The organism is Bradyrhizobium jicamae (genome assembly GCF_001440395.1).
Classification (GTDB): Bacteria; Pseudomonadota; Alphaproteobacteria; order Rhizobiales; family Xanthobacteraceae; genus Bradyrhizobium; species Bradyrhizobium jicamae.
Map to the genome: position 1 here is coordinate 27,888 of NZ_LLXZ01000218.1, position 24,348 is coordinate 52,235.

Consider the following 24,348-nt stretch of genomic DNA (forward strand, 5'->3'; position numbering starts at 1 on the left):
AACAACCTCTAAACGGCCATTATTTTCGCCAGCGCTCTTGATTCGGCCGCAATTAGGCCGCGGCGCCGGTCTTTAAATTCTGTTGACCATGGCTGCCGCCGCAGCCGCTGGACGGTCTCGTTCGGGTTGCGGCGCAGGAGGTCAAAGGGTACTATTTTATGCAATGGCTTCAGGGCATGTTCGCCATGATTTGGGGTGCGAAAATGCCCGGTGGGTGTGGAGCTTAGCCTTTGATTAACCGGTCGCTGGTTCGCGCGCTCGTCACGTCGGCTGCCCTCGCAGGTACGGGCGCATTGCTGGCCGGCTGTAACGGCGAGGACATGTCGCTCGCCAATAACGCCAAGGCCAACCAGCCGGTCCCGCCAAAGCTGGTCGCCGACATGACCGCAAAGGACATGGATCTGCAGTCGCCGATCCTGGTCCGCCTGTTCAAGCAGGAAGCCGAACTGGAAATCTGGAAGCAGGACCGCTCCGGTCGCTTCGCGCTCCTGAAGACCTATCCGATCTGCCGCTGGTCGGGCGATCTCGGCCCCAAGATCAAGGAAGGCGACCGCCAGGCGCCGGAAGGCTTCTATTCGATCTCGCCGGCGCAGATGAATCCGCAGTCGGCCTACTACCTCTCCTTCAACACCGGCTATCCCAACGCGTTCGACAAGGCGCTTGGCCGGACCGGCTCGCAGTTGATGGTGCATGGCGACTGCTCCTCGCGCGGCTGCTACGCGATGACCGACGAGCAGATCGCGGAAATCTATTCGCTGGGCCGCGAATCCTTCTTCGGCGGCCAGAAGTCGTTCCAGTTGCAGGCCTATCCGTTCAAGATGACGCCAACGAACATGGCGAAGCATCGCAACAACCCGAACATGCCGTTCTGGAAAATGATCAAGGAAGGCAATGATCATTTCGAGGTGACGAAGCAGGAGCCGAAGGTCGATTTCTGCGACAAGAAATACGTGTTCGATGCGATCAAGCCGCCGGGCTCCACCAGGGATCCGGTGTTCGAAGCCTCCTCCAAGTGCCCCGCCTATGCGATGTCGGACGAAATCGCCGACGCCGTCCGCGACAAGCAGGCCACCGACCTCGCCGAAACCGCGCGGCTGATCGCCAAGGGGACGCCGGTGGCACGGACCAATACCGGCATCGACGGCGGTATGCACCGGGTGTTCGCCGCCCGCGTACCGGAGGGCAACACCGGTCTTTCCGAGCCCGGCGACGGCTCCCTGTCGCTGATGGCACGGGCGCCCGGCACCGTGCCCTCCCACGTCAATCCGCCGAAAGCACCCGCCGACCGGGCGCCTTCCGAGAATTTGCTGATGGGTGCGCCCGAACAGCCGAAGCTGGTCGCCGCGCCGGCTCCGGCAGCAGCCCCTGCCCCGACGCGGGTCGCCAATGCCGCGCCGGCAGCCACAAGCCAGAATGATGGGTGGTTCTCCAATCTCGCTCGCAAGGTCGGGTTCGGTGGCGGTGCGGCCGACGCCACCGCCAGCACGCCGCCGTCAAAACCGAAGGCGGCCGAGACCAAGCAGCCGCCGCGTCCTGAAGCGTCCGCACCCAAGACCACGGCACCAAAGCCCGACACCAAGCACGCTGCCGCAAGCCGCCCGCCGCTGAAGCCGTCGCTGTCGGATACTCCGGCCGCCAAGGACAATCAGGTCTCGGGCTCTGCGCCGATCGTGTCGACGAACTCGTTCGACAGCCGCTTCGGGGCGGTGAAGTAAGCGCCACAGACTTTCCCGGACGGACTTTTCCCGGCCCGATCAGCCGTCGATGCAGGCGCCTTCGCAGGCGCGCGTGCTATGGCGCTAGATACCGCAACAGTTCCGGATCACTCCGCACCTCGCCTGCCGCTCCCTGCAGCGCCACCCGACCGCGATCGAGCACATAGGCGTAATCGGCGACGCGCAGCGCGAGGTCGAGATGCTGCTCAACGACGACGACCGCGATCTGCTTGGCCAATTCAATCAGTCGCTCGGTAATCTCCTCGATCACGCCGACCCAGACGCCTTCGGTCGGCTCGTCCAGCAACAGCAATTTGGGATTCCCCAACATCGCACGCCCGATCGCCAGCATCTTGCGCTCGCCACCCGACAGCGTGCCGGCCGGCTGGTCGAGCCGCTGCCCGAGCTTCGGGAAAATGGCAAGGACCCGATCGACCGCTGCCGGATCGTAATTGAACAACGAGCCGACTGCGAGATTGTCGCGCACCGAGAGGCGCGCGAACACCGAATGTTCCTGCGGCACATAGCCGATGCCCGAGCGGACCCGCTCCTCGGTGCGGCGCCGGGTGATGTCGTGACCGTCGAAGAACAATTCCCCCTTCGAACTCGCAAGCTCGCCGACGATCGTCTTCATCAGCGTGGTTTTGCCCGCGCCGTTGCGGCCGAGCACAGCGACACCGCCGCGCCAGGGGATGTCGATGTTGACATCGAACAGCACCTGGCTGCGACCATAACCGGCATCGAGATGCCTGATATCGAGAAATGTCTGTTCAGGCACGGCGCAGATAAATCTCCTGGACGTTTCTGTTGGCCTGGATCTCGGCGACCGTTCCGGAAGCGAGCACGCGGCCCTGGTCGAGCACGGTAAGGCGGTCGCAGATATCGCGGATGAAATCCAGGTCGTGCTCGACAATCACAAGCGAGCAATGCTGCTTGATCGGCTGCAGCAACTCGCCCGTGACTCGACGCTCCTCCAGGCTCATGCCGCCGGTCGGCTCGTCCAGCAGCAACAGCCGCGGCTTGCCGGCAAGCGCCATGGCGATTTCCAGCCATTGCTGCTGCCCGTGCGACAGCGCTGCGGCAGCGTCATGTGCGCGGTCGGCGAGACGAAACTGGCTCAACATCATCATTACATGGTCGTGCAGCACGCCGCGCGTGCGCGAGAACACCAGATCGAACAGCGACGACTGCGCCTGCAGCGCCAGCAGGATGTTGTCATACAGCGTCAACGTCGGCAGCACGCTGGTGATCTGGAATTTGAGGCTCATGCCGGCGCGGGCGCGCTCGGTCGGCGACAGCGCGGTGATGTCGCGGTTCACGAAGCTGACCTTGCCCCGGGTCGGCATCTCCGCCCCGGCGACGCACTTCATCAGCGTGCTTTTTCCCGAGCCGTTCGGCCCGATCAGGCCGTGAAATTCGTTATCGCCCACCGTCAGGGCCGCGCCGTCCAGCGCGGTGAGCTTGCCAAACACCTTGCCGATGTCGGTGGCTTCAAGGAGCGGCATTGCGCTTCTCCTTGCGTGCCGCCCCGAAACTGCCGACGCGCTCGCGTTCGCCGAGCACGAAACTGATCAGCCCGAGCGGGCGGAACAGGATCACCAGCAGCAGCAGCACGCCGAGAATGATCGGCCAGATCTCGCGATAATTGTCCGAGAGCCAGAAGCTGACGCCCTCGATGATGACGGCGCCGATGACCGCACCGATCAACGTGCCCGATCCGCCGAACAAAACGTAAAGCACGACCTGGGTCGAGATCACCACGCCCAGCATGTTGGGCCAGACGAAGCCCTCGTGAAACGCGTAGAGGCTGCCGGCAAGGCCCGCGATGGTGCCGCCGACGGCGAACACAATCGCCTTGAGGTGCTGGACCTTGTAGCCGAAGAAGGCGATGCGCTGCTCGTTCTCGCGAAGTCCGGCGAGCGCCAGGCCGAACTGCGACCGCACCAGGAAACGGCACAGCAGATAGACGATCGCGAGAATGCCGAGCGCAAAGTAATAGTAGACCGGTCCCTCGGTGAGGTCGTAGCTGCCGAGCGACATCGGCGGGATCGAGGGAATGCCGTTCTGTCCGCCGAGATAGTACCAGCCGCGCGCCAGGCGGTCGGCGGCGTAGGACCCGGTAAGCGTACCGAGCGCGACGAAGATTACGCTGGAGGGATGCCGGCCGAGCAGCAGAAAGCCACCGAGCAGGAGCGAGGTGGTGAGCCCGATCAGCGTTCCCGCCGGCAGCACCAGGAGGATCGAGGTGATGTTGAGGTCGCGCGCCAACAATGCGACCCCATAGCCGGCCGAGCCGAAGAACAGGGCCTGGCCGAAGCTCATGATGCCGGCATAACCCCACACCAGATCGAACGAAAGCGCGAACAGCGCGAGGATAATGACCCGGGTGGCGAACACCGTGAGATAGTCCTGCAGGAACAGCGGCAGGATCAGCGCGACGATCAGCACCAATCCTTCCACGATCGGCAGGACTTTCAGTCCTGCCGCGGCCTGCCGCACCGGCGATGCTTGGTCCGGTCCGTTGTCAGCCATTGAAACTTCCGGCCCTTCGCTCAGCGTTGCGCGGAGGGCCTGCTTTGCTGCGCCCATGGATCACTCAGCATTCCTTGGGATCGACGAGGCCGTTGCTGCGTCCCACGATCTCATAGTTCCCGCCTTTGGCAACGGCCGTGTACATCTTCATCTTGCAATGCCGCTTGCCAGGCACCATCTCGGCCGGTCCGCCCGGACCTTCCGCAATCTTGGCGTGATCGAGGGCTGCTGCCACCGCGTCGCGGTCGATCTTGCCGGCTTCCTTGACTGCCGCTTCCCACAGCTTCAGCCCGCGATAGGTGCCGGTCGCGGCGCTGCCGGCTGCGAACAGGAAGTTGCCGGGAAAATCCTTCTCGTAGGCGGCCTGGATCTTCGCGCTGACCGGATCTTCCTTGGTCAGCGCCTTGAAGTAGTCGAGACAGCTCGCGAGACCTTCGATCTCGTTGGCCTGATTGATGTTGAGCGTGTTCTCGTCATAGTAGACGCAGGCGAGCCGTCCGCCATTCTTGAGGAAGCCTGCCTCATAGAGCTGCTTGAAGAACGGCCCGACGCCGGGCGGGATCACGGTGTTGAAGACGACGTCGACCTTGTTGGAGATGACGCGGCTCACCGTGGCTGAGAAATCGACCTGGTCGAGCGGGTAGTATTCCTCGAACACGACCTCGCCGCCGTTGGATTCGATCACCTTGCGGGCATAGACGTTGAGCGTGTGCGGCCAGACGTAGTTGGCGCTCGGCAGCGCGAACTTCTTGCCGCCGTTCTTGATCAGCCAGGGAATGAACTCGTCGCATTGCTGCGCCGGGGTCGGCCCGGTGCAGAACAGATTGGGCGTGCATTCCTTGCCCTCGTAAAGCTGCGGATAGATGTACAGCGTCTTGCCGCGCGCCACGATCGGATCCTTGATCGCGTTGCGCATCGAAGAGGTGATGCCGCCGAGCACCATGTCGACCTTGTCGCGCTGCACCAGCTTGCGGACGTTGCCGACGGCGACCGATTCGTTGGAGGCGGTGTCCTCGATGTAGAGCTCGAGTGGCCGGCGGAGCAGGCCGCCGGCATTGTTGATCTCCTTGATCACCATCTTGGCGACGTTGGCGTCGGCATTGCCGGCATAAGCCATCGGACCGGTCAGGTCGGTCGCGATGCCAACCTTGATCGGGCCTTCGGCGGCATTGGCCCAGTCGGGCCGGACAACCCAGCTGCCGACCCCGGTGGCAAGCGCACCGGTTGCGAAGGCAAAATTGCTCATGAAGCGGCGACGCGTGAGATTCATTCGATCGATGGACATTGGCTAAACCCCTTTCCCCGATATGAGGCCCTGCGGCCGGAATTTGATGAAGACGATGGCAAGCACGAAGACGAGTACATCAGCGACGACGGGCGCCATGATCCAGGGCAGTGCGGCGCTGAGCGTTCCGATCAGGCCCGCTCCGGCAACCGGCCCGATGAAGGATCCGACGCCGCCGACCATGACCGCGACAAAGCCCTGGATCAGGAAGCGGATGCCGAGATCGGCGAACAGGCTGAACACGGGTACGATCAGCGCGCCGGCAAGCCCCGCCAGCGCGGCCCCGAAGGCAAAGGTGGCGCCGTAGATCAAGGGCGTCGAAATTCCCGACGCCCGCGCCAGTGCAGGATTTTCCAGCGTCGCACGCACGCGAAGGCCGAAACTGGTACGCGACAGCAGGAGATAGCAACCGCCCATGACCAGCAGGGTGATTATGATGATGGTGAAGCGCCACGCCGAAATGTGCATGGTGCCGATATCGATCGAGCCGCCGATCGGCTCCGGCACAGTCAGATAGAAGCCGCCGATCAGGCCGCGTACGCTCTCGCGGATGATCAGGCCGAGCGCATAGGTGCCGAGCATCGCCACGATAGGTGCGGCGTAGAAGCGGCGGATGATAAGCGCCTCCAGCACGAAGCCGAACGCGCCGACGATGAAGGGCGCCGCGAGCATGCCGGCCCAGATGGGAGCGCCGCGGCTGAACGCCAGATAGGTAACGTAGGCGCCAAGCAGGACGAATTCGCCCTGCGCAAAGTTGAAGATCCCCATCATGCTGGCGATGATTCCGAGTCCCAGCACGACCAGAACGATGATCGCGCCGAAACTCAGGATCTCGAACGCCGCCACGAAGGTGCTAGCCATGCCTTGCGATCCAACCCGCCTGCAACAAAGCGTTGCTCACATCTTCTTCCAGTCGCCGATCTGCTCGAAGGCGTGCGCGGCGCGGTAGATCGTGGATTCCTCGAACATGCGGCCGACCAGCATCAGGCCGACAGGCAGGCCGTCAACCATGCCGCAGGGCAGCGACATCGCCGGGTGATGCGTGATGTCGAACGGCGCGGTGTTGGAGATCATCTCCAGCGCACGGGCGACATAGTCTTCGCGACTGGCATTGGCCGGCGGCAGCGGCGTCGCCTTCATCGGCGTCGTCGGCAGCAGCAGGAGATCGTAGTCCTTGAACGCCTTGTCATAGGCCGCGGTCAGCCGCCGCGAGATGTTGAGCGCCTTGCCGTAGTAGCGCGGGCCGAAATTGTTGTTGATGTAGGTGCCGAGCAGCAGGAACAGCTTGGTGGTCTCCGACAGCGAATCGGCCTGCCGCCGCCAGCCACGATGGAAATCCATCAGGGAGGTCGAATAGAGGTCGGCACGGCTCAGGCCATAGCCGTCGCCATACATCATGGTCTGCGTCATGCCTTCGGTGCCGATCGGCGTCCAGATCGCGGGGCCGGTCAGATGCATCGGGATCGAGACTTGCTCGACCGAGGCGCCGAGGTCCTTGAAGCGCATCGCCGCTTCGCGCACGCTCTCATTGACTGCGGCTTCCGCGGTCGGCTGCTCAAAGCCTTCCTTCAGGATGCCGATCTTCATTCCCTTGGCGCCGGCGCCGAGCGCCTTGGTGTATTCCTCGACCTTCGGGGCCTTGATGCGCGGATCATAGCCGTCGTCGCCGGCAATCACCTCCAGCAGCAATGCGTTGTCGGCAACTGTCGCCGTCATCGGCCCGGTGTGATCGACGAAGATTTCGATCGGCATGATGCCGGTATAGGGAACCAGCCCCCAGGTCGGCTTCATGCCGTACGTGCCGCAGAATGAGGACGGCATGCGGATCGAACCACCCTGGTCACCGCCGATCGCCATGTCGACCTCGCCGAGGGCGACGACAACGCCTGAACCCGACGACGAGCCGCCGGCCGAATAGCCCATCTTGTGCGGATTGTGCACTGGCCCCACCGCGCCGGTATGGCTGCCGCCGGACATGCAGAAGGATTCGCAGTGAACCTTGCCGGCAATCTCGGCGCCGGCGTCCAGCATGCGCGTGACGATGGTAGCGTCGAAATCGGGCACATAGCCCTCCAGCGTCGCCGATCCATTCATCATCGGCACGCCGGCCAGCATGATGTTGTCCTTGAGCGCGACCGTCTTGCCCTTGAGTTTGCCGGACGCGGCGCCTTTCACCGTCGACTTGCGGTACCAGGCGTTGCGCGGGTTCTCTTCCGGCGACGGGCGATAGCCGGGCGTGCGCGGATACTTCACCGCGGGTACCTCGTCCGGCATTGCCGCGACGAGATTGTAGGCGTCGATCGAGCCTTGCATCAGGCCGCGGAACGAGGCGACGTCTTCCTCGGTCAGCGAAAGGCCGCACTGTTCGGCGACCGCACGAAGTTGCGTTGGGGTTGGTAAGACGACTGACACGACGTTCTCCTGAAGCTTCGAGTCCCTGGGCGCGCCGCCCCGACCGCTTGATGCCGGCCGTCGGCTTCACGTCGGTATTGAAAACGGAAATATTTTCCTTTTCAAGTATTATTTCGGATTTCGGCTGACGAAGATCGTCGCGGCGTTTCTAGATCGTCTTGATCACCCTGAAGTCGAGACCATCGGCCTCGGCGAGATACATCGGCATCTCGGCACGGCCATTGCGGATGGTGATGGGGCCGCGGGCGCCTGCGTACACCACGTTGCGCGCCGCCGAGAGCAGCGGCCTCATCGACAACGAGCCGGCCTGGTTGGCTGCCGCTTCGAGGAACCGCAATCCCTCGTAATTGGATTGGCCGACCGAGCCGATTGGCGGGGCGTGTGGGCCGAACATCGCGCGATAGCGGATCAGGAAATCGTCATTGGCGCGCGAGCCGACGCAATTGAAGTAGCCGGAGGCGCAATAAAGGTGGTCGGTGTTGTCGGCGCCGATGCCGAGCAGGACGGTTTCGTCCATCGCACCGGCAAGCCGCAGCGTGGTGGCGGCGAGACCACATTCGCCGAACGCACGATTGAAGGTGATGCTATCGGTGCCGATCAGGGAAATCAGCACGACGTCCGGCCGCGCCGCCTTGATGCGCGCCAGATGTGCCTCGTGATTGTCTTCGCCAACGGGAACGAACTCCTCGCCAACGACGCGGCCACCGGCCTCGGCAATGTATTTCTTCACCGCGCGATGCGACTGCCAGGGCCAGACATAGTCGCTGCCGATCAGATACCAGCGCGAAGCCTTCTTGACATCCGCCAGCCAATGGATCGCCGGCCGGCTTTGCCAGCGCGGCGTCTCGCCGATCGCCATGACACCCGGCGTCTGCTCACCGCCCTCATAGACGGGGGTATAGATGTAGGGAATGCGGTTGCGGGTGACCTTGCGCAGCGCCACGCGGACCGCGCTGATATGCGACCCCATGATGAGATCGACTTCATCGAAGGCGATTGCCTGCTCGGCGCGGCGCACGATGTCCTCGAGCGGTCCGCCGGATTCATAGACCGACAGCTCGAGTTCGCGCCCCAGGATGCCGCCGCGCCGGTTGATTTCATCGATCGCCAGCACGACGCTGTTGGTGGACGTGGGTCCCCAGATTCCGGGCGAACCGGAAAAGGTGAGGAAGTTGCCGATCCGCAGCTTGCTGTGCGCGCCGCGGCGCCGTGACGAGCCCGGCTTGATCGTGGACAGGTCAAGATTGTCCGCCGCCGACGAGAGGTTTCGAAACAGCAGCGATGGCGGCATCGCGAGACTGCCTTGGGCCGGAAAATGTACGGTCGAAAGCACGCCAACTCCTGTCTGGCAGCAGTAGTGCAACGCATCCAGCGGGCGGCCGCGGCATCCGCCCTTAGTTGGGGAAATATCCTATTTGAAAATATTGAATATTCAACAATTGAAGTGCATATAGAAATGGCACCGATTGCCGGACATTCATTCAAAATGGGTCAAGACAAAGTCTCAGCCGTGGCCAGACCGCCGAAAGACAACTCTCCGATCACTGAACATCTCGCCTATCTGCTCGCGCAGGCCAACCGGGAGATCAACCGGCAGTTGGAGATGCGGCTGAGCAAGGAAGGCGTGCCCGTCGAGCAGTGGCGCATCCTTAAAGTCCTGTCCGATGGCAACGGCCATTCGATGGGCGAGCTTGCGGACGCTGTGCTCCTCAACCATCCGACGTTGACCAAGATGGTCGACCGCATGGTGTCGGACGCGCTGGTCTACCGTGTTCAGGATCCCAAGGACCGCCGCAAGGTCCTGATGTTCGTATCCGACCGCGGCAAGGCGCTGAGCAAGCGGCTGAATTCGCTGGCGGTGAGCCAGGAAGAGCACATCGTGGAAAGCTATGGCGACAAGTCGACCAACGAGCTCAAACGGTTGCTGGAAAGCCTGATCGACAGCTCGAACTGAGCGTTCGCACGTACTAAAGCGTGTCGTTTCGCAGGCGAGACCCGCCACGGCCATAACTGCAGGCAACGGTAAGGGAGTGATCGCCTCAGGCGATCGCTGGCCAAACCAGCGCGCTCTTCCGCGCGGTATGAAGTTGATATAGCCTGACGACAGGCCGCCAGCGGGTAGTGCCGAAGACCCGCCAGAGTATCAGCGGCATCATGCCCACGGCGGGGCTAAAGTCCTTCATCTCCAGGTTTTGGGCCGGCTCGCTTTTCATTTGAGCCGGACGAGAGGCCAGCGCCTCATCGATCAAACACGCCCCAACAGGAGGACATCATGCATTTTTGTATGACCGCACAATACACGCCAAAATCTCTCAACGCGATTCTGGAAAACCCCAAGACCAGTCGTTACGAAGCGGCCAAGAAGATGGTCGAAGCCGCCGGCGGCAAGTTGATTTCGATGTACAGCACTGCTGCCAACGGGCCCGGCGTTCTCGTGATCTTTGATGTGCCCGATCCCAACTCAGCATCGGCGATGTCAGGCGTTGTGATTGCGAGCGGCGCCGTTCACAATGTAACCCTCACTCGTCTGTGGACGCCGGATGAAATTACGGCGGTTCGCCAGAAGGCAGCGCAGATTAAAGGCTCATACACGCCGCCCGGCGGCTAAGTGATCGATAACAGGCTACTTGCCTGCACACTGTCGAGCACGGTCATAAAAAATGGTGGCAGGCGATGACCTGCCACCATTGTCGTCCTCTGAAATCAGCGCCTAGGCCGTAGGGTGGGCAAAGCGTAAGCGTGCCCACCATCAAGCATATCGTGTGCCGCTTCTGGTGGGCACGGCGCAAGAGCGCCTTTGCCCACCCTGCTGATTCAGCGCGAGCCTAACCGTACTTGCCGTGGCAGTGCTTGTACTTCTTGCCGCTGCCGCAGGGGCAATCCTCGTTGCGGCCGACCTTGCCCCAGCTGGTGGGGTTTTTCGGATCGCGATCGGCGGCGGCGACCTGGGGCACCAGCGAGGCGTTGGCGAACGCCATCTCGTCTTCGCCGGTGTTCGGATCGAACTTGTGCGCCTCCATCGCCGGCAGCACCGGCTGCTGCTCTTCCGGCGGTACGATCTCGACGCGCATCAATTGCGCCGTCACCGCCTCGCGCAGATGCGCGATCATCGCCTCGAACAGGCTGAAGGCTTCCGACTTGTATTCCTGCAGCGGATCGCGCTGGCCGTAGCCGCGCAGGCCGATCACCTGCCGCAGATGGTCGAGCATGATCAGATGCTCGCGCCAGAGGTGATCTAGCGTCTGCAGCAGGATGGTCTTCTCGACGTAACGCATCACGTCGGGGCCCCATTGTGCGACCTTGGCCGCCATGTGCTCGTCGACATGCTTCTCGATGCGCGCCAGCAATTCCTCGTCGGCGATGCCCTCTTCCTTGGCCCATTCGTCGACGGGAAGGTCGACGTCGAGCACGCGCTTCAATTCGTCCTTGAGGCCGGCAACGTCCCACTGCTCGGCATAGGCATGCTCGGGCACGTGCTTGGCGACGACGTCGTCGACAAAGGCGTGGCGCATGTCGGCAACCGTCTCGGCGACGCTGTCGTCCTTCATCAGGTCGACGCGCTGATCGAAGATCACCTTGCGCTGATCGTTCTGGACGTTGTCGAATTTGAGCAGGTTCTTGCGGATGTCGAAGTTGCGGGCCTCGACCTTCTGCTGCGCCTTCTCCAGCGCCTTGTTGATCCAGGGATGGATGATGGCCTCGCCCTCCTTGAGGCCGAGCCGCTGCAGCATGGTGTCGAGCCGATCGGAGCCGAAGATCCGCATCAGATCGTCTTCCAGCGACAGGAAGAATTTCGAACGTCCGGGGTCGCCCTGACGGCCGGAACGACCGCGGAGCTGGTTGTCGATGCGGCGGGATTCGTGCCGCTCCGAGCCCATGATGTAGAGCCCGCCCGGCTTGGTCACCGTCTTGGCCGGCTTTGAGCCCTTGGCCGGCTCGATCTCGACCACTTCCTCGGCCTTCAGCACGATCTCGCGGAAGCGCTCGATGTCGGCCTTGATCTGCTCGATCTTTTTGGCCTTCTCGGCCTCGTCGGTGATGTTGGCGGTCTCCTGCTGGATCCGCATATCGAGCGAGCCGCCGAGCTTGATGTCGGTACCGCGGCCCGCCATGTTGGTCGCGATCGTGATCGCGCCGGGGACGCCGGCCTCGGCGACGATATAGGCTTCCTGTTCGTGGAAGCGCGCGTTCAGGACCGCGAACAGTTTTGCCGGCTTGCCGGCGCGCGCGGCGGCATAGAGCTTCTCCATGCCGGCTTCGCTGCCGAAATCGATCTGCTTGTAGCCGTGCTTCTTCAGATAATCGGCCAGCACTTCCGACTTTTCGATCGAGGCGGTGCCGACCAGCACCGGCTGCATCCGCGCATTGGCGCGCTCGATCTCCGTCAGGATCGCGGCGTATTTCTCGTTCTGGGTGCGGTAGACTTCGTCGTCCTCGTCGAGACGCGCCACCGGCACGTTGGTCGGGATTTCCACGACCTCGAGCTTGTAGATGTCGAACAGTTCGTCGGCTTCGGTCGCGGCCGTGCCGGTCATGCCCGACAGCTTTTCGTACATACGGAAATAGTTCTGGAAGGTGATCGAGGCCAGCGTCTGGTTTTCCGGCTGGACCTGGACATGCTCCTTGGCTTCCAGCGCCTGGTGCAGGCCTTCGGAATAGCGCCGCCCCGGCATCATGCGGCCGGTGAATTCGTCGATGATGACGACCTCGCCATCGCGAACGATGTAGTCCTTGTCGCGGGTGAACAGCGAGTGGGCGCGCAGCGCCTGGTTGACGTGGTGCACGACCGAGACGTTCTCGACGTCGTAGAGCGAATCGCCCTTGAGCTGGCCGGCATCGCGCAGCAGCGTCTCGATCTTCTCCATACCGCCTTCGGTCAGCGTCACCGTGCGCTGCTTCTCGTCGACCTCGTAGTCGGTCTTCTTCTCCAGCTTCGGCATGAAGGTATCGATGGTGTTGTAGAAGTCCGAACGGTCGTCGAGCGGACCGGAGATGATCAGCGGCGTGCGCGCCTCGTCGATCAGGATCGAGTCGACTTCGTCGACGATGGCGTAGAAGTGGCCGCGCTGGACCATGTCCTCCAGCCGGTATTTCATGTTGTCGCGCAGATAGTCGAAACCGTATTCGTTGTTGGTGCCGTAGGTGATGTCGCGCGAATAGGCTTCCTTGCGCTCGGCGTCATCGAGGCCGTGCACGATCACGCCGACGGTGAGCCCGAGGAAATTGTAGATCTGGCCCATCCATTCCGAGTCGCGACGGGCGAGGTAATCGTTGACGGTGACGACGTGGACGCCGCGGCTGGCCAGTGCGTTGAGATAGACCGCCAGGGTTGCCACCAGCGTCTTGCCTTCGCCGGTCTTCATCTCGGCGATGTCGCCCTCGTGCAGCACCATGCCGCCGATCAGCTGGACGTCGAAATGCCGCTGGCCGAGGGTGCGCTTGGCGGCCTCGCGGACGGTGGCGAAGGCCGGCACCAGGATGTCGTCGAGCGTCTTGCCGTCGGCGAGCTGCTGGCGGAATTCGGCGGTGCGGGCCTTCAGCGCCTCGTCCGATAGTTTCGAGACCTCGGGCTCAAGCGCGTTGATGGCGTTGACTCGGGACTGATACCCCTTCACCCGCCGGTCGTTGGCGGAGCCGAAAAACTTGCGGGCGAGCGCGCCGATCATGCCAATTCCTGCCTTTGCCGTTACTTGCGTTGCGAGCCGTGACGTGGACCACCAAGTTGCCTATCAACTCACCGTGACGCATCGCGGCAAATACCCGTTCCGGGGCATCATCCGCCTAATGAGTGGGAATTAAGCAATCCAAGGTTCAACGGCAAAAAACGCAGCAAAATAAGCGCTATCGCCGCTGGAGGTTCCGGCACAGATATGGCTGGGTCGGGGCCTTGTCAACGTGGGTCCATCTGTCAAGGAATTCATCATTTTGACAGACTTTTCGCGTTGCCAAGCCGGCATGATTGGGCGAGTGTCCCGCCGCCTTTGCCGCCCCCTCTTCAAGACAAGGATTTTCCATGACCACCTCGTTCCCGGAAACGAAAACCGGCCTGCGCTTCGGCGCGGCCACCCTGGCCGCAACGGCCTGCCTGGCTGCGATTCTGGCTGCCAGCCTGCCGGTTCGTGCCCAGGACAACCCCGTTCTCGCCAAGGTTAACGGCGTCGAGATCCGCCAGAGCGACGTTGCGCTCGCGGAGGAGGAACTGGGCCCCAGCCTCGCGCAAATGGACCCCGCGACCAAAAAGGACAACGTGCTGGCCTTCCTGATCGACCTGAAAATCGTCGCCAAGGCCGCCGAGGACAAAAAGGTCGAGAATTCCGAGGACTTCAAGAAGCGCCTGGCCTTCACCCGCAGCCGCCTTTTGATGGACAGCCTGCTCGCATCCGAGGGCAAGGCCGCGACCACCGAAGAGGCCATGAAGAAGGTCTATGAGGAGGCCTCCAAGCAGATCACCGGCGAAATGGAAGTCCACGCCCGGCACATCCTGGTCGAGACCGAGGACGAGGCCAAGGCGATCGCGGAAGAGCTGAAGAAGGGCGCCGACTTCGCCGAACTGGCGAAGAAGAAGTCCAAGGACCCCGGCGCCTCCGATGGCGGCGATCTCGGCTTCTTCACCAAGGACCAGATGGTGCCGGAATTCTCCGCCGTCGCCTTCACGCTCGAACCCGGCAAGATCTCCGATCCCGTGAAGTCGCAATTCGGCTGGCACCTCATCAAGGTCGAGGAAAAGCGCGCCCGCAAGGCGCCCGACTTCGAGCAGGTCAAGGCGCAGATCGAGACCTATGTAACGCGCAAGGCACAGGCCGAATACGTCGCCAAGCTGCGCGAAGCCGCCAAGGTCGAGCGCATGGACAAGCCGGCCGAAGCCGCCAAGACCGACGCCAAGCCGGATGCCGCCAAGCCCGCGGACTCCAAGATGGCGCCGGCAAAGAAGTAAAAAACGCTGTCACTTCTTCGAGACCGATAGTATCTACCATTCATGGCCGGGCCGAAGCGCCCGGCCGTTCCATGTCTGGGGACGAGTTGGCGGCCCCGGCTGCGGTTGATCTGGTCGAAGAAGGTGCTCGCATGTCCACTACCGTCTCCCCCCTCGCCCCGACCGATGTCCCCGATATGCCCGCGATTTCGGGCGTGAAGCTCGGGACCGCTGCCGCCGGCATCCGTTACAAGAACCGTACCGACGTACTGCTCGCGGTCATGGACAAGGGAACCACGGTCGCCGGCGTCTTCACCAAATCGAAATGCCCGTCCGCGCCGGTAGAGTGGTGCCGTGCCAAGCTTGGCCGGGGACAGGCCCGTGCGCTGGTGGTGAATTCCGGCAATGCCAATGCATTCACCGGCAAGACCGGCAAGCAGTCGACGGCGCTGACCGCGCAGATCGCTGCGAAGGCGGTCGGCTGCTCGACATCAGACGTATTCCTCGCCTCCACCGGCGTCATCGGCGAACCGCTTGATGGCACCAAGTTCGACGGCGTGCTGGGAACACTGGCTGAAGCTGCCACGCCCGACCACTGGATGGACGCCGCCAAGGCGATCATGACCACCGATACCTTCCCGAAGGTCGCAACCGCGACGGTGAAGCTCGGCAAGACCAAGGTCACCATCAACGGCATGGCCAAGGGCGCCGGCATGATCGCGCCCGACATGGCCACCATGCTGTCGTTCGTATTCACCGACGCGCCGCTGTCATCCGCCGTGCTGCAGTCGCTGCTCAAGAGCGGCGTCGAGGACACGTTCAACGCCATCACCATCGACAGCGACACATCCACGTCGGATACGCTGCTGGCCTTCGCAACCGGCACGGCCGCGGCCAATGGCGCGCCGAAGATCAGCCGCGCCAGCGATCCCCGACTGAAGGCTTTCGCCAAGGCCTTCCACGAGGTGCTGGCGGACCTTGCCGAACAGGTCGCCCGCGACGGCGAAGGTGCGCGCAAGCTGGTCGAGGTGATCGTCGAAGGCGCGACCACCAAGACCTCGGCGCGCAAGATCGCGATGTCGATTGCGAACTCGCCGCTGGTGAAGACCGCGATCGCCGGCGAGGACGCCAATTGGGGCCGCGTGGTGATGGCGGTCGGCAAGGCCGGCGAGCCCGCCAACCGCGACAAGCTTTCGATCTCGTTCAACGGCATCCGCGTCGCCAGGAGCGGCGCGCGCGATCCGTCCTACAACGAGGCTGAGGTTTCCGAGGTGATGAAGAACCCGAAGATCCAGATCAAGGTCGCCCTCGGCCTCGGCAAGGGCCGCGACCGCGTGCTGACCTGCGATCTCACCAAGGAATATGTCGCGATCAACGGCGACTACCGATCCTAAGCGAGACAGCGGCGCATGGCAGACATCAAGCTCACCCTCGTGGTCGCCTGCGCCCTCGTCGATACCGACAAGCGCGTGCTGATCGCGCAGCGCCCGCAAGGCAAGGCGCTCGCGGGCCTCTGGGAATTTCCCGGAGGCAAGGTCGAGCCCGGCGAGCGGCCGGAGCAGACCCTGATCCGCGAGCTGCACGAGGAGATCGGCATCGATGTCAGCGAGCCCTGCCTGGCGCCGCTGACCTTTGCCAGCTACGCCTATGACAGCTTTCATTTGCTGATGCCGCTCTACATCTGCCGGCGCTGGGAAGGCACGGTAATCGCCCGCGAGGGCCAGCAACTGGCCTGGGTCCGCGCCAACAAGCTGCGCGACTACCCGATGCCGCCCGCGGACATTCCACTGATCCCGCATCTGATTGATTTGCTGATGTGAAGCGGGAGGTCGGCGTCCCCCCGGTGGACAATGATGGGCTGGCGTCACAAAATCGCGAAAACAACCCCATGCAAAGTAGAATGGGGCCCTGTTCGCGGCTTCCGCCGAAGGGAATTGCGCGTCAATCGCGCTTCACCTGCTTCACCGCTTCTTCCAGACTCGCCTTCGCCGATCCCGGCCGCAGCGGCCTCTGCTGGCTTTCATGCGGCGCCCACCCGGACAGCCAGACAATATCGAACGTCGCGCGGATGCGGCCATCCGCGTCGGCAAACCGCTCGCCGTAAATCTGCGCCATCCGCAACATGGTCGCGCGACGGGTCGGCGTGTGCCGCCGCTCGACCAGGATATTGGTCGCCCCCATCCGCCTGAGATCGGCCATCAGCGCAAACGCGCTGTCGTAGCGCACCACGACGCGATCGACGTCGGTCACCGGCAGCGCGAAGCCCGCCCGCTGCAGCAGCGCGCCGACGTCGCGCAGATCGGCGAACGGCACAACCCGCGGCGACACCCCGCCCTCGCATTCGGCTTCCGCCGCAGCAAAGCTTTGCCGGAGCTCGGTCAGCGTGTCGCCGCCGAGCATCGCCGCCAGCAACAATCCATCCGGCTTCAGCGCGCGGCGGATCTGCGCCAGCACGCCGGGGAGATCATTGACGAACTGGAATGCGAGCGCGGAGACGACGAGATCGAGGGATTCCGGTTGCAGCGAAAGAACTTCCGATCGATCGACATCGAGGCGCACGATCGACCGGAAACGATCGGTCAATGACTTCTGCAGCAGTTCATCCGGCGTCCAGATATCCGCCACGTCGGCAAAATTCCGCATCACCGCCTGCAGCCGCTCTTCAAAATCCTCTCTGACGCGATCAAGCAGAAACGTCACGGGCCCGCCACGCCGCGCGCGGTCCATTCGTGCACGCAGCAATGCGCGGTCGAACAGGAGGGGCGCACTGGTCGGGTTCGAAGCCATGCGCGGTTGGTACGCTGGCTGCCCATCTCTGGCAATGCCGCGCTTGAGCCGCCCGCAGCACGGCGCTAGCCTCCCTCCATGGACGCCGAGGCATCACCATCACGCTCCATCGCAAGCCATCTTCGCGGCGCGCTCGGCGCCTGCCGCGACATGTTCACACACATCCCGCGGCTCTTGCTCGACATCGCGCTGCCGACGCAGTGCGTTTCATGCCGCGAGGCGGTGGATGGTGAGGGCGTCTGCGCGGCATGCTGGGCCAAACTGTCGTTCATTGCGCCGCCGTTCTGCCCGCGGCTCGGCATTCCCTTTGTCTATGATCCCGGCCCCGAATTGCTGTCGATGGAGGCGATCGCCAATCCGCCGGCCTATCAGCGCGCCCGCGCCGCGGTGCGCTATGACGACGTCGCCCGCACGCTTGTTCATGCGCTGAAGTACCAGGACCGCACCGATCTCGCGCCCGCGATGGGCCGCTGGATGGCCCGGGCGGGGAAGGAATTACTCGACGACGCCGACGTGCTGGTGCCGGTACCCCTGCACTGGCGACGCGGTTGGAGCCGCCGCTACAACCAGTCCGGCGCGCTGGCGCGGGCGATTTCGCAGCAAAGTGGCGTCAAACTGGCCGCTGAGGCGCTTCGCCGCATTCGCGCGACCGAGCAGCAGATCGGCCTGTCGCGGCCGCAGCGCGCCAGCAATGTGCAGGGCGCCTTCAAGGTCGCCGCCGATCGCATGGCCGACATTCAGGGCCGCCGCGTCATCCTGATCGATGACGTGCTAACATCAGGCGCCACCACCGACGCCTGCGCCCGTGCGCTGTTGCGCGCCAAGGCGGCGCAGGTCGACGTGCTGGTATTCGCGCGGGTTGTGGACAGCCACCGGGCTCCCATATAATTCAACGACTTGTAATTCAAAGACTCGCCAAATCAGGGCGCGCCATGACTGCCATTGAAATCTATACCCGTCCGGGCTGCGGCTACTGCACCGCCGCCAAATCGCTGCTGACGCGCAAGAATGCCGCGTTCACGGAATTGAACGTGGCGACCGACCCGGCCTATCGCGATCAGATGTACGACCGTGCCGGCCACGGTTCGACCTTTCCGCAGATCTTCATCGGCACAACCCACGTCGGCGGCTGCGACGAGCTTTACGCGCTGGACCGCGCCGGCAAGCTCGACGCCTTGCTGGCCGGAGAAAAGGCCTCCTCATGAGCGCTGGTTCCACCTTCACCGCCGCCATGGTGCAGATGCGCACCGGGCTGCTGCCTGAGCCGAGCCTCGATCAGGGTGTCACACTGATCCGCGAGGCCGTGGCCCAGGGGGCCGACTACGTGCTCACGCCCGAAGTGAGCAACATGATGCAGCTGAACCGCAAGGCGCTGTTCGAGCATCTCGCCCCGGAAGAAGACGATCTCTCGCTGAAAGCCTATCGCGCGCTGGCGGCGGAATTGAAGATCCATCTCCATATCGGTTCGCTGGCGCTGCGCTTCTCGCCGGACCGCGCCGTCAACCGTTCGTTCCTGATCGGGCCCGACGGCAATCTGCTCGCCAGCTACGACAAGATCCATATGTTCGATATCGACCTGCCCGGCGGCGAGAGCTATCGCGAGTCCGCCAACTACCAGCCGGGCGAAACCGCCGTGATCTCCGATCTGCCGTGGGGCCGCATCGGCCTGACGATCTGCTACGACGTGCGCTTTCCGGCGCTCTACCGGGCGCTGGCCGAAGCCGGCGCATCGTTCCTCACCGTCCCTTCCGCGTTCACGAAGAAGACCGGCGAGGCGCATTGGCACACGCTGCTCCGCGCCCGCGCCATCGAGAACGGCTGCTTCGTGTTCGCCGCGGCGCAGGCCGGCATGCACGAGAACAAGCGCGAGACCTACGGCCACTCGCTGATCATCGCGCCCTGGGGCGAAATTCTCGCCGAAGGCGGCGTCGAGCCCGGCGTGTTCCTCGCCAAGATCGACACATCCAGGGTGGAGACGGCGCGGAAAGCCGTGCCGTCGCTGCAGCACGGCAGGCGCTTCGGCATCGCCGACCCCAAGGCCGGCCCGGAGCACCTGCATCTCGTCCGGGGCTCGGCATGATCCGCTACAACCTTCGCTGCGAGAAGGGCCATGCGTTCGAGAGCTGGTTTCAAAGCTCCGCGGCCTATGAAAGCCAGGAAAAGCGCAGGCTGGTGAGCTGCCCTGCTTGCGGCTCGGTGAAGGTCGAGCGCGCCATCATGGCCCCGCAGATCGTCAGCAAGAAGGGCCGCGAGCAAGCCGCGCCCGCGCCAGCCGCGCCTGCGGAAGCAACCGGATCGGAATCGACGCCGCTATTGATGGCGCAGGAACGCGAATTGCGCACGAAGCTGAAGGAATTGCGCGATCATATCGTGAAAAATGCCGACAATGTCGGCGAGCGCTTCCCCAACGAAGCGCGCAAGATGCATTACGGCGACATCGAGCATCGTCCGATCTATGGCGAGGCTTCACCCGACGAGGCCCGTGCGCTGATCGACGAAGGCGTTGAGGTTTCTCCGTTGCCGGTGCTGCCGGACGATCGGAATTAGCGCGAAGCGCGATTCCGTAGGGTGGGCAAAGCGCAGCGTGCCCACCATCACCTTTCGCGAATTGAGAATGGTGGGCACGGCGCAAGCGCGCCTTTGCCCACCCTACGAATCCCGGATCTACGGCTTCTGGCTACGCCGCCACCAATAGCGCCACGCCAGCCACGATCAGCACGATGCCCAAAAGTTCGCGCGCCGAAATGGGCTGCTTGAACGAGTAATACGCAACCGCCTGCGCAAACAGCACCTCGACCAGCGCCAGCGTGCGCACGTTGGCCGCCGCCGTCAGCGCGAAAGCCAGAAACCAGAATTGCGAGGCGAACGCGCCCATGAAACCCGCCAGCATCGAAGGCCGCCACAGGCCGAAAATCTTCATCAGCACATCGGGCGCGCGGGCGAGCAGATAGACCGTCAGCACCAGCGTCTGCACGAACAGGCCGAATACTAGTGTGTAGGACGCCGCGGTGACGAAGGAGACGCCGGGCACCGTGATGATCGCGCCGCGGAAACCGATGGCCGACAGCGCAAAGCAACCGGCGGCAACGAGACCGATGATCGTCGGCTTGAGCTCGGCAAAGCCCTTCTCGCCGCCCGGCCGCAGCGCAGTGATGACCACGCCGACGGTCGCGATCAGGATCGCGATCACCTTCAGCACCGTCAAATGGTCGCTGAGGAAGATGAATCCGAAGATCGCGGTCTGGATAGCCTCGGTCTTCAGGTAGGCCGTCGTCACGACAAAGGAGCGGTCGTTCATTGCCAGCAGCATCAAGCCGGTGGCGACGATCTGGCTGAGCGCGCCGAGCAGCAGCCACGGCCAGAACACCGCCGTCGGCCAAGGCACGGGATCGCCGGTGACGGCAATCGCGAGCGCAAAGAAAATAACCGAGAACGGAAAGCCGAACAGGAAGCGGATATTGGTCGCGCCCCAGGTCCCGAGCGGGCCCGTTAACGAGCGCTGCATCGCGTTGCGCGCGACCTGGCCGAACGCAGCAATGAGAGTGAAGGGAATCCAGAGGGTCGCGAGGGACAGCATGGGGAATACCGGCGGGAAGCTGCCGCACCGTGCCGGGCGGGATGGGTCAGGTCAACCGAAGCGGCGTCATGACAGGATTGCGTCCAACCGCAAAGGTGATGTTGTCCCTGCGAACGCAGGGACCCATACGCCGCGGCTTCTCAATCTTATTCCGCTGGTCGACGACTTTCGCGCAACAATGAACACATATGGTTATGGGTCCCTGCGCCCGTGCGCAATTGCGCACTAGGCAGGGACGACACCGGTTATGTGGCTAAGGTGCCGGGATCGACTACACGCCCTCCGCCACCACCATGTAGTTCACGTCCATGTCGGAGGAGATGCTCCACCGGTCGGCGAGCGGGTTATAGACCACACCGGCCTGCTCGGTGATGGTGAGGCGGTTGTTGGCGAGATGCTGGGCAAGCTCATCCGGCGTGACGAACTTGTCCCACTGATGGGTGCCGCGCGGCAGCCAGCGCAGGACGTATTCCGCGCCGACGATCGCGAGCGCAAAGCTCTTCCAGTTGCGGTTCAGCGTCGAGACCACCATCAGCCCGCCCGGCTTGACCATGGCCGCACAGCGGGTGAGGAATGCGCCGACATCGGTGACATGCTCGATCACTTCCATCGCCAGCACGATGTCGAAGCGCTCGCGGTGGTCCATCTGCTCGACGGTGGTGCAGCGATAGTCGATCGACAGATGACCCTTGTCGGCATGCAGTCTGGCGGCGGCGATGTTGGTTGCCGAGGGATCGACTCCGATCACCTGCGCGCCGAGACGCGTCAAAGGCTCGCACAGCAGGCCCGCGCCACAGCCGATATCGAGGATCCGCAGTCCCGACAGGCAGCTCAGACTCCGGGCATTGCGCTCGAACTTGCGGCATGCGGCGTCTCTGATGTAGCCGAGCCGCAGCGGATTGATCTTGTGCAGCGGGGCCATCTTGCCCTTGGGGTCCCACCACTCGTCGGACAGTTTGGAGAATTTCGCGACCTCGGCCGGGTCAACGGTCGAGCCGGTGGCGGAGAAACCGGCGGAAGAATTCTGCTGCATGGCCATGGTTCAGGTGCCGGCCGGTCGTGCGGTGATGGCATTGCGGAACGACAATGGCGACGCGATCATATCGAGGGTCTTGCCACCCTCGCCGACCCCCAGGACCGTCACGTCGCCGTAGTTGAGGAGGCGACCGAGGATGCTCTGGTTGACGTCAACGCTCTCAACCTTGTCCACACTCATCTCGAACGTCTGCCGCTTTACAAAGCCGGTCTTGTGAACGACGCGGAAATTGGTGACGTCGGTCTCGGTGGTCCAGCGATGGAACCAGGCGGTTGCCGTCTTGTACAATGCAGCGACGGCTGAGATCGCCGCCAGCGACAGACAGATCAATACGGGTGGTCCCGCTGACACCAGGCCCGAGAGCACCAGGAATACGCCCGCCACAATCCAGCCGATGATCGCCGGCAGGAAAAAGATCCAGTGCGCGTTGGTTGAATACAGCACCTTTTCCCCGGGCTGCAGGATCTCATCGATATATCGGCCCATACGCTCGCCCTGAATTAACCCGCTACCACAGCAATTTGCGCTATTTTGGGTCGAAAACGGAACCGGGGGTGCTTGCCCCGGACCGCGCCGCTATGTATACGCCGCTTTCGACCCGGGCGCTCCACTTTCCGTGCGGGTCACCTAACTTATCCTCACAGGGAATGCACGCGTCGTCATGGGCCGCCTCGTGATGAAATTCGGCGGCACGTCCGTCGCGAATATCGACCGAATCCGCAACGTCGCGCGTCACGTCAAGCGCGAAGTCGACGCCGGACATGATGTCGCCGTCGTCGTCTCGGCCATGGCCGGCAAGACCAACGAGCTGGTCGAGTGGTGCCGCGACGCCTCGCCGATGCATGATGCGCGCGAATATGACGCCGTGGTGGCATCCGGCGAACAGGTGACCTCGGGCCTGCTCGCGATCGTGCTGCAGGGCATGGGCATCCAGGCCCGCTCCTGGCAGGGCTGGCAGATCGCGATCAAGACTTCCGACGCCCACGCCTCGGCGCGCATTCTCGAGATCGACGGCACGGAGATCATCAACCGCTTCGGAGATCGCAAGGAAGTCGCCGTCATCGCCGGCTTCCAGGGCATCAATCCGCAGACCAACCGAATCACCACGCTGGGGCGCGGCGGTTCGGATACCTCGGCAGTGGCGATTGCCGCCGCCATCCGGGCCGACCGCTGCGACATCTATACCGACGTCGATGGCGTCTACACCACCGATCCGCGGGTGGTTCCCAAGGCGCGGCGGCTCGACAAGATCGCGTTCGAAGACATGCTGGAACTGGCCTCGCTGGGCGCCAAGGTGCTGCAGGTGCGTTCGGTGGAACTCGGCATGGTGCACAACATGCCGGTGTTCGTCCGTTCCAGCTTCGACAAGCCCGAGGATATCGACCCGCACGGCACGCCGCCGGGCACGCTGATCTGCAGCGAGGAGGAAATCATGGAAAGCCACGTCGTCACCGGCATCGCCTTCTCCAAGGACGAAGCCCAGATTTCGCTCCGCCAGATCGAGGACAAGCCGGGCGTCGCCGCCGCGATCTTCGGCCCGCTGGCGGACGCCAACATCAACGTCGACATGATCGTGCAGAACGTGTCTGAGGACGGCAAGACTACCGACCTCACCTTCACCGTTCCGGCCTCCGACTATAACCGCGCCCGCGACACCATCACCGCCGCCAAGAGCAAGATCGGCTATATCAGGCTCGACAGCGCCACCGACGTGTCGAAGGTCTCGGTGATCGGCAGCGGCATGCGCAGCCATGCCGGCGTCGCGGCGAAGGCGTTCAAGGCCCTGTCCGAGCGCAACATCAACATCCGCGCCATCACCACCTCGGAGATCAAGTTTTCGGTGCTGATCGATGCCGCCTACACCGAGCTCGCGGTGCGCACGCTGCACACGCTCTACGGGCTGGACCAGACCTAAAGCGTGATGACTTTTCTTCGAATCGTCATCCCGCTTTATCTTTTTGTTTGAGCATGATCTTTTCGGAAAACCGGTGCCCACTTTTCCGGATCATGCTCTAGAACGATTTTCTCTCAAATTTTGCGCATGGTTTGATCGCCAATCCGGTTTGGCTTGGCGGATCTCCGCTTCGCGGC

General features: G+C 63.2%; 23 protein-coding genes. 11 read left to right on the forward strand and 12 right to left on the reverse strand.

The window, feature by feature from the left end:
- The first annotated feature begins 230 nt into the window (after nucleotides 1–230).
- The gene (locus tag CQ12_RS38365; RefSeq protein WP_057840414.1) at nucleotides 231–1,715 is read left to right on the forward strand and encodes a L,D-transpeptidase family protein; all 1,485 of its coding nucleotides are present in this window, start codon (nucleotides 231–233) and stop codon (nucleotides 1,713–1,715) included.
- Nucleotides 1,716–1,791: 76 nt separating this feature from the next.
- Here the strand turns inward: CQ12_RS38365 and CQ12_RS38370 are convergent, their stop codons facing one another.
- The 7 genes from CQ12_RS38370 to CQ12_RS38400 all read right to left on the reverse strand — a co-directional run bounded on the left by CQ12_RS38370 (nucleotide 1,792) and on the right by CQ12_RS38400 (nucleotide 9,277).
- Nucleotides 1,792–2,493, reverse strand: coding sequence for a branched-chain amino acid ABC transporter ATP-binding protein (locus CQ12_RS38370; protein ID WP_057840415.1), 702 nt, complete (start codon nucleotides 2,491–2,493; stop codon nucleotides 1,792–1,794).
- Entirely contained in the window at nucleotides 2,486–3,220 is a 735-nt protein-coding gene (locus CQ12_RS38375) for an ABC transporter ATP-binding protein (RefSeq protein WP_057840416.1), read from the reverse strand. The genes CQ12_RS38370 and CQ12_RS38375 overlap by 8 nt, the downstream gene beginning before the upstream one ends.
- Nucleotides 3,207–4,247 carry a branched-chain amino acid ABC transporter permease gene (locus tag CQ12_RS38380; protein WP_157088742.1) on the reverse strand — a complete coding sequence of 347 codons (1,041 nt, stop codon included), beginning with the start codon at nucleotides 4,245–4,247 and terminating at the stop codon, nucleotides 3,207–3,209. The genes CQ12_RS38375 and CQ12_RS38380 overlap by 14 nt, the downstream gene beginning before the upstream one ends.
- A gap of 64 nt (nucleotides 4,248–4,311) precedes the next feature.
- Nucleotides 4,312–5,532, reverse strand: a complete 1,221-nt coding sequence (locus CQ12_RS38385; protein ID WP_057840418.1) for a substrate-binding protein — start codon at nucleotides 5,530–5,532, stop codon at nucleotides 4,312–4,314.
- A 3-nt stretch (nucleotides 5,533–5,535) separates the two neighbouring features.
- On the reverse strand, nucleotides 5,536–6,393 hold the full coding sequence (locus CQ12_RS38390) for a branched-chain amino acid ABC transporter permease (RefSeq protein WP_057840419.1): 858 nt from the start codon (nucleotides 6,391–6,393) through the stop codon (nucleotides 5,536–5,538).
- Between the two features lie 36 nt (nucleotides 6,394–6,429).
- Entirely contained in the window at nucleotides 6,430–7,944 is a 1,515-nt protein-coding gene (locus CQ12_RS38395; RefSeq protein WP_057840420.1) for an amidase, read from the reverse strand.
- A gap of 148 nt (nucleotides 7,945–8,092) precedes the next feature.
- A complete protein-coding gene (locus CQ12_RS38400) occupies nucleotides 8,093–9,277 on the reverse strand; it encodes a substrate-binding domain-containing protein (protein WP_057840421.1) in 1,185 nt (394 codons plus the stop codon).
- A 153-nt stretch (nucleotides 9,278–9,430) separates the two neighbouring features.
- Here CQ12_RS38400 and CQ12_RS38405 point away from each other — a divergent pair, with 153 nt between their 5' ends.
- Both CQ12_RS38405 and CQ12_RS38415 read left to right on the forward strand, forming a co-directional pair.
- A complete protein-coding gene (locus CQ12_RS38405) occupies nucleotides 9,431–9,898 on the forward strand; it encodes a MarR family winged helix-turn-helix transcriptional regulator (RefSeq protein ID WP_057840479.1) in 468 nt (155 codons plus the stop codon).
- A gap of 318 nt (nucleotides 9,899–10,216) precedes the next feature.
- Nucleotides 10,217–10,552 carry a GYD domain-containing protein gene (locus CQ12_RS38415; RefSeq protein WP_057840423.1) on the forward strand — a complete coding sequence of 112 codons (336 nt, stop codon included), beginning with the start codon at nucleotides 10,217–10,219 and terminating at the stop codon, nucleotides 10,550–10,552.
- Nucleotides 10,553–10,769: 217 nt separating this feature from the next.
- Here the strand turns inward: CQ12_RS38415 and secA are convergent, their stop codons facing one another.
- A complete protein-coding gene (gene secA / locus CQ12_RS38420) occupies nucleotides 10,770–13,610 on the reverse strand; it encodes a preprotein translocase subunit SecA (protein ID WP_057840424.1) in 2,841 nt (946 codons plus the stop codon).
- Between the two features lie 347 nt (nucleotides 13,611–13,957).
- Here secA and CQ12_RS38425 point away from each other — a divergent pair, with 347 nt between their 5' ends.
- The 3 genes from CQ12_RS38425 (at nucleotide 13,958) to CQ12_RS38435 (ending at nucleotide 16,677) form a co-directional block, all read left to right on the forward strand.
- Nucleotides 13,958–14,878 (forward strand): peptidylprolyl isomerase, encoded by a 921-nt coding sequence (locus CQ12_RS38425; protein WP_057840425.1) that lies wholly within the window; start codon nucleotides 13,958–13,960, stop codon nucleotides 14,876–14,878.
- Nucleotides 14,879–15,009: 131 nt separating this feature from the next.
- Nucleotides 15,010–16,251: a bifunctional glutamate N-acetyltransferase/amino-acid acetyltransferase ArgJ gene (argJ, locus tag CQ12_RS38430; RefSeq protein WP_057840426.1), complete on the forward strand. Its 1,242-nt coding sequence runs from the start codon at nucleotides 15,010–15,012 to the stop codon at nucleotides 16,249–16,251.
- Nucleotides 16,252–16,266: 15 nt separating this feature from the next.
- On the forward strand, nucleotides 16,267–16,677 hold the full coding sequence (locus CQ12_RS38435) for a (deoxy)nucleoside triphosphate pyrophosphohydrolase (protein WP_057840427.1): 411 nt from the start codon (nucleotides 16,267–16,269) through the stop codon (nucleotides 16,675–16,677).
- A gap of 121 nt (nucleotides 16,678–16,798) precedes the next feature.
- On the opposite strand, the gene CQ12_RS38440 is transcribed toward CQ12_RS38435, so the two are convergent.
- On the reverse strand, nucleotides 16,799–17,644 hold the full coding sequence (locus CQ12_RS38440) for a methyltransferase domain-containing protein (protein WP_057840428.1): 846 nt from the start codon (nucleotides 17,642–17,644) through the stop codon (nucleotides 16,799–16,801).
- A 78-nt stretch (nucleotides 17,645–17,722) separates the two neighbouring features.
- Between CQ12_RS38440 and CQ12_RS38445 the strand changes: the two genes are divergently transcribed.
- Genes CQ12_RS38445 through CQ12_RS38460 form a run of 4 tightly spaced genes read left to right on the forward strand, consistent with a single transcriptional unit; the run spans nucleotide 17,723 to nucleotide 20,191 of the window.
- Nucleotides 17,723–18,532, forward strand: coding sequence for a ComF family protein (locus CQ12_RS38445; protein ID WP_057840429.1), 810 nt, complete (start codon nucleotides 17,723–17,725; stop codon nucleotides 18,530–18,532).
- 44 nt (nucleotides 18,533–18,576) lie between these two features.
- Nucleotides 18,577–18,849 (forward strand): glutaredoxin 3, encoded by a 273-nt coding sequence (grxC, locus tag CQ12_RS38450; protein ID WP_057840430.1) that lies wholly within the window; start codon nucleotides 18,577–18,579, stop codon nucleotides 18,847–18,849.
- Nucleotides 18,846–19,724, forward strand: a complete 879-nt coding sequence (locus CQ12_RS38455) for a carbon-nitrogen hydrolase family protein (RefSeq protein WP_057840431.1) — start codon at nucleotides 18,846–18,848, stop codon at nucleotides 19,722–19,724. Before grxC ends, CQ12_RS38455 begins: the two co-directional genes overlap by 4 nt.
- A complete protein-coding gene (locus CQ12_RS38460; protein WP_057840432.1) occupies nucleotides 19,721–20,191 on the forward strand; it encodes a DUF1178 family protein in 471 nt (156 codons plus the stop codon). The genes CQ12_RS38455 and CQ12_RS38460 overlap by 4 nt, the downstream gene beginning before the upstream one ends.
- Nucleotides 20,192–20,321: 130 nt before the next feature.
- Here the strand turns inward: CQ12_RS38460 and CQ12_RS38465 are convergent, their stop codons facing one another.
- The 3 genes from CQ12_RS38465 to CQ12_RS38475 form a co-directional block, all read right to left on the reverse strand.
- The gene (locus tag CQ12_RS38465) at nucleotides 20,322–21,221 is read right to left on the reverse strand and encodes a DMT family transporter (RefSeq protein WP_057840433.1); all 900 of its coding nucleotides are present in this window, start codon (nucleotides 21,219–21,221) and stop codon (nucleotides 20,322–20,324) included.
- Nucleotides 21,222–21,492: 271 nt separating this feature from the next.
- Nucleotides 21,493–22,260, reverse strand: coding sequence for a bifunctional 2-polyprenyl-6-hydroxyphenol methylase/3-demethylubiquinol 3-O-methyltransferase UbiG (gene ubiG / locus CQ12_RS38470; RefSeq protein ID WP_057840434.1), 768 nt, complete (start codon nucleotides 22,258–22,260; stop codon nucleotides 21,493–21,495).
- Nucleotides 22,261–22,263: 3 nt separating this feature from the next.
- Nucleotides 22,264–22,743, reverse strand: coding sequence for a PH domain-containing protein (locus CQ12_RS38475; protein WP_057840435.1), 480 nt, complete (start codon nucleotides 22,741–22,743; stop codon nucleotides 22,264–22,266).
- A 175-nt stretch (nucleotides 22,744–22,918) separates the two neighbouring features.
- Here CQ12_RS38475 and CQ12_RS38480 point away from each other — a divergent pair, with 175 nt between their 5' ends.
- The gene (locus CQ12_RS38480) at nucleotides 22,919–24,172 is read left to right on the forward strand and encodes an aspartate kinase (RefSeq protein ID WP_057840436.1); all 1,254 of its coding nucleotides are present in this window, start codon (nucleotides 22,919–22,921) and stop codon (nucleotides 24,170–24,172) included.
- Nucleotides 24,173–24,348: the final 176 nt, after the last annotated feature.

Excerpts from the sequence above, each read along its gene's own strand:
- CQ12_RS38415 (WP_057840423.1), top strand. The coding sequence starts at position 10,217 with ATGCATTTTTGTATGACCGCACAATACACGCCAAAATCTCTCAACGCG.
- CQ12_RS38385 (WP_057840418.1), bottom strand. The coding sequence starts at position 5,532 with ATGTCCATCGATCGAATGAATCTCACGCGTCGCCGCTTCATGAGCAAT.
- CQ12_RS38475 (WP_057840435.1), bottom strand. The coding sequence starts at position 22,743 with ATGGGCCGATATATCGATGAGATCCTGCAGCCCGGGGAAAAGGTGCTG.
- CQ12_RS38480 (WP_057840436.1), top strand. The coding sequence starts at position 22,919 with ATGGGCCGCCTCGTGATGAAATTCGGCGGCACGTCCGTCGCGAATATC.
- secA (WP_057840424.1), bottom strand. The coding sequence starts at position 13,610 with ATGATCGGCGCGCTCGCCCGCAAGTTTTTCGGCTCCGCCAACGACCGG.
- argJ (WP_057840426.1), top strand. The coding sequence starts at position 15,010 with ATGTCCACTACCGTCTCCCCCCTCGCCCCGACCGATGTCCCCGATATG.
- ubiG (WP_057840434.1), bottom strand. The coding sequence starts at position 22,260 with ATGGCCATGCAGCAGAATTCTTCCGCCGGTTTCTCCGCCACCGGCTCG.
- CQ12_RS38440 (WP_057840428.1), bottom strand. The coding sequence starts at position 17,644 with ATGGCTTCGAACCCGACCAGTGCGCCCCTCCTGTTCGACCGCGCATTG.
- CQ12_RS38445 (WP_057840429.1), top strand. The coding sequence starts at position 17,723 with ATGGACGCCGAGGCATCACCATCACGCTCCATCGCAAGCCATCTTCGC.
- CQ12_RS38380 (WP_157088742.1), bottom strand. The coding sequence starts at position 4,247 with ATGGCTGACAACGGACCGGACCAAGCATCGCCGGTGCGGCAGGCCGCG.
- grxC (WP_057840430.1), top strand. The coding sequence starts at position 18,577 with ATGACTGCCATTGAAATCTATACCCGTCCGGGCTGCGGCTACTGCACC.
- CQ12_RS38375 (WP_057840416.1), bottom strand. The coding sequence starts at position 3,220 with ATGCCGCTCCTTGAAGCCACCGACATCGGCAAGGTGTTTGGCAAGCTC.
- CQ12_RS38425 (WP_057840425.1), top strand. The coding sequence starts at position 13,958 with ATGACCACCTCGTTCCCGGAAACGAAAACCGGCCTGCGCTTCGGCGCG.
- CQ12_RS38465 (WP_057840433.1), bottom strand. The coding sequence starts at position 21,221 with ATGCTGTCCCTCGCGACCCTCTGGATTCCCTTCACTCTCATTGCTGCG.
- CQ12_RS38460 (WP_057840432.1), top strand. The coding sequence starts at position 19,721 with ATGATCCGCTACAACCTTCGCTGCGAGAAGGGCCATGCGTTCGAGAGC.
- CQ12_RS38405 (WP_057840479.1), top strand. The coding sequence starts at position 9,431 with ATGGGTCAAGACAAAGTCTCAGCCGTGGCCAGACCGCCGAAAGACAAC.
- CQ12_RS38435 (WP_057840427.1), top strand. The coding sequence starts at position 16,267 with ATGGCAGACATCAAGCTCACCCTCGTGGTCGCCTGCGCCCTCGTCGAT.
- CQ12_RS38390 (WP_057840419.1), bottom strand. The coding sequence starts at position 6,393 with ATGGCTAGCACCTTCGTGGCGGCGTTCGAGATCCTGAGTTTCGGCGCG.
- CQ12_RS38455 (WP_057840431.1), top strand. The coding sequence starts at position 18,846 with ATGAGCGCTGGTTCCACCTTCACCGCCGCCATGGTGCAGATGCGCACC.